This is a genomic window from Actinotalea sp. (assembly GCF_035443605.1).
Lineage (GTDB): Bacteria > Actinomycetota > Actinomycetes > Actinomycetales > Cellulomonadaceae > Actinotalea.
The window spans coordinates 1-2,331 of sequence record NZ_DAORSQ010000196.1; the positions used below are offsets into that span (position 1 = coordinate 1).

A 2,331-nucleotide genomic window follows, 5' to 3' on the forward strand; every position below is an offset into this window, starting at 1 on the left:
CTGGCACGTGCTGCGCGACGTCCAGGGCCACGAGACCGAAGTTGACGAACGTGCGCGCGCCCAGGTGCAGGTGGGCGCCGTAGTCGACGTACAGCGGCGGCCGGATCACCGTGTCGGCGCCCAGGGAGCCGACCAGCTCCGCGAGGGTCGCCATCGCCCCGGGGCGGTCCGTGCGGAAGGTCGCGTTGTACCGCTCGGCGAGCTCCTGGCCGCGTCGCATGACCGCGGCGATCTCCTCGTCCCAGGCGTACCAGTCGCCGGCCAGCATGCGCTCGTACTGCGTCCGGGTGTCCCCCGCGGGGCCCTCGACCCGGCGCTCATCGTCGTCGTCCACCCGCCGACGCTATCGCGCGCGGCGAGCCGTCCGCGCGGGCCGGTCGGCATCCCCGACGGTTGAACCATCCACCATGTGGGCCACCGCTTGGCAGGCCGGGGGTGGCCGGGTCATCATCGTGGTCATGAGCGCCCTTCGTCCGACGACCTCCGTCGTCCGTGCGCGCGCGCTCGCGGCGGGATCCGCCGCCCCGTGCCGAATGTGCTGTCGCCGGTCTCACTGACCGCCCGCTCTCGGCCCGCCGCACCGCGGCACCCCCCCCAGCACCAGGACCCCCCCATGAGCTCGTCAGCCGCCCGTCGGCGCCCATCGGCGCCAGCCACCAGCACTCGCTCGGCGCGCTTCCCCGTCGCGCCTGCCCACCCCGAGCCCGGCACCGTCCGTCGCGGCCTGTCCGTCGTGCTCGAGGTGCCCACGGACGGTCCCGGCACGGCGGAGCTGCTCAGCCTCGCCGGCACCCTGCACGAGCTCGCGCTCGACCTGGTGCCGGGTGCGACGGCCCGCACCGAGGTGCACCTGCTGCCGGCACCCGGGACGACCGACCGCGGCCGACCGTGATCGACCAGGCGCTGCTGCTCGTCGCCCTGCTGGCTCTCTCCAGCCTGGGCCTGTGGGTCGCCCGACGGCGGGACGGCCGGTTCCGCCCGACCGGCGCGCCCCTGGCGAGCGGGGACGTTCCCCGCCTCACGCCCGCCGACCTCGGAAGCCCGCTCGACCACCGGGCGACCTTCGTGCTGCTCTCCTCCGAGGCGTGCAGCACGTGCCCCCAGGTCCGGCGCGTGCTAGCGGCGATCGCCGCGGACGAACCCGACCTCGATGTGCGCGAGCTCGCCGCGCAGGACCACCTGGACCTCGTCCGGCGCCTCGACGTGCTCCGCACGCCCACCGTGCTGCTCCTCGACGCGACCGGCCGCGTGCGGTCCCGGACGTCGGGCCCGCTTCGACCCGAGCAGGCCCGCGCCGCACTCACCGACGTGCTGCCCACCCCCGCCAGGAGCTGAGATGACCGACACGACCACCTCCTCGACGCCCGCGCACCACCCCGCCGGGCCGCCACCCGCCGGGATCGACCCCCGGGGACCCCGGTTCGGCGCGGGGGCCACCGCCGTGCTCCTGGCCGCGACAGTGCTGCTCGGCGCCACGCCCGCGGCGACCGCGCTGCTGGCCGTCGTGGTCGCGCTCTTCGCGGTCGGTGCCGCGCGGGGCGCCCAGGGCTCCCTGCAGGGCCTGGCCTACCGCCGGCTCGTCCGGCCGCGCCTCGCCCCGCCCGCCGAGCTCGAGGACCCGCGCCCGCCGCGCTTCGCCCAGAGGGTCGGACTGGTCATCACGGGCACGGGGCTGCTGCTCGTCCTGGCGGGTGTCCCCGCGGCGGGGCCGATCGCCGCAGCGGTCGCCCTCGTCGCGGCCTTCCTCAACGCCGCCTTCGGGTTCTGCCTGGGCTGCGAGCTGTACCTGCTCCTCCAGCGGGTCCGCGCGCCGCGCCGGTAGACCCCGCCCGGCTGCGGGGCCGAGCGGTCAACCGAGGCCGTGCCGCACCCTGCTCTCGTACTCCTGCGCCTTGAACTGGCCGAACCGCGGCAGGAACTTGTCCCAGTCGATGATGTGGGCGTCGATCTCGGGGCCGTCGATGCACGCGTGCTTGCGCACGAGCTTGCCGTCGAGCACCACCGGCACCATGCACGCCCCGCACATCCCGGTCGCGTCCACCATGATCGAGTTGAGGCTCGCGACGCACCGCACGCCGAACGGCTGCGACAGGTCGCTGACGGCACGCATCATGAGCGGCGGGCCGATCGTCACGACCTCGGCCACGGTGCGGCCCTCGCCGCGCCGGTGGGCCTCGAGCAGCTCGAGCAGCGGACCGGTGACGAACCCCGGCACCCCGAAGGACCCGTCGTTGGTCGTGTAGATCACGTCGAGCCGGTCGCCGTACTGCGCCTGGAGCCGGCCGACCCGCTCGTCCGGCCCGGTCCAGAACATGAGGTCGCCGCTGCGGA

General features: G+C 75.4%; 5 protein-coding genes. 3 read left to right on the forward strand and 2 right to left on the reverse strand.

Going from position 1 to position 2,331, the window contains the following annotated elements:
* Positions 1 to 334, reverse strand: a 334-nt coding sequence (locus tag PKY62_RS13075) for a maltose acetyltransferase domain-containing protein (protein WP_324537658.1), incomplete at its 3' end; no start/stop codon positions are given.
* A 279-nt stretch (positions 335 to 613) separates the two neighbouring features.
* Between PKY62_RS13075 and PKY62_RS13080 the strand changes: the two genes are divergently transcribed.
* From PKY62_RS13080 to PKY62_RS13090, 3 genes are read left to right on the forward strand one after another with little or no spacing between them, the layout of a single operon-like run.
* Positions 614 to 892 carry a hypothetical protein gene (locus PKY62_RS13080; RefSeq protein ID WP_324537660.1) on the forward strand — a complete coding sequence of 93 codons (279 nt, stop codon included), beginning with the start codon at positions 614 to 616 and terminating at the stop codon, positions 890 to 892.
* Positions 889 to 1,335, forward strand: a complete 447-nt coding sequence (locus PKY62_RS13085) for a TlpA family protein disulfide reductase (RefSeq protein WP_324537662.1) — start codon at positions 889 to 891, stop codon at positions 1,333 to 1,335. Before PKY62_RS13080 ends, PKY62_RS13085 begins: the two co-directional genes overlap by 4 nt.
* A 1-nt stretch (position 1,336) precedes the next feature.
* Positions 1,337 to 1,822, forward strand: coding sequence for a DUF4395 domain-containing protein (locus tag PKY62_RS13090; RefSeq protein WP_324537664.1), 486 nt, complete (start codon positions 1,337 to 1,339; stop codon positions 1,820 to 1,822).
* Positions 1,823 to 1,849: 27 nt separating this feature from the next.
* Here PKY62_RS13090 and PKY62_RS13095 read toward each other — a convergent pair.
* The coding region (locus PKY62_RS13095) for an iron-sulfur cluster-binding protein (RefSeq protein ID WP_502875851.1) at positions 1,850 to 2,331 on the reverse strand (482 nt) is incomplete at its 5' end.

Bases quoted from the DNA above. Each gene is read 5' to 3' on its own strand.
- PKY62_RS13080 (WP_324537660.1), top strand. From the start codon at position 614: ATGAGCTCGTCAGCCGCCCGTCGGCGCCCATCGGCGCCAGCCACCAGC.
- PKY62_RS13090 (WP_324537664.1), top strand. From the start codon at position 1,337: ATGACCGACACGACCACCTCCTCGACGCCCGCGCACCACCCCGCCGGG.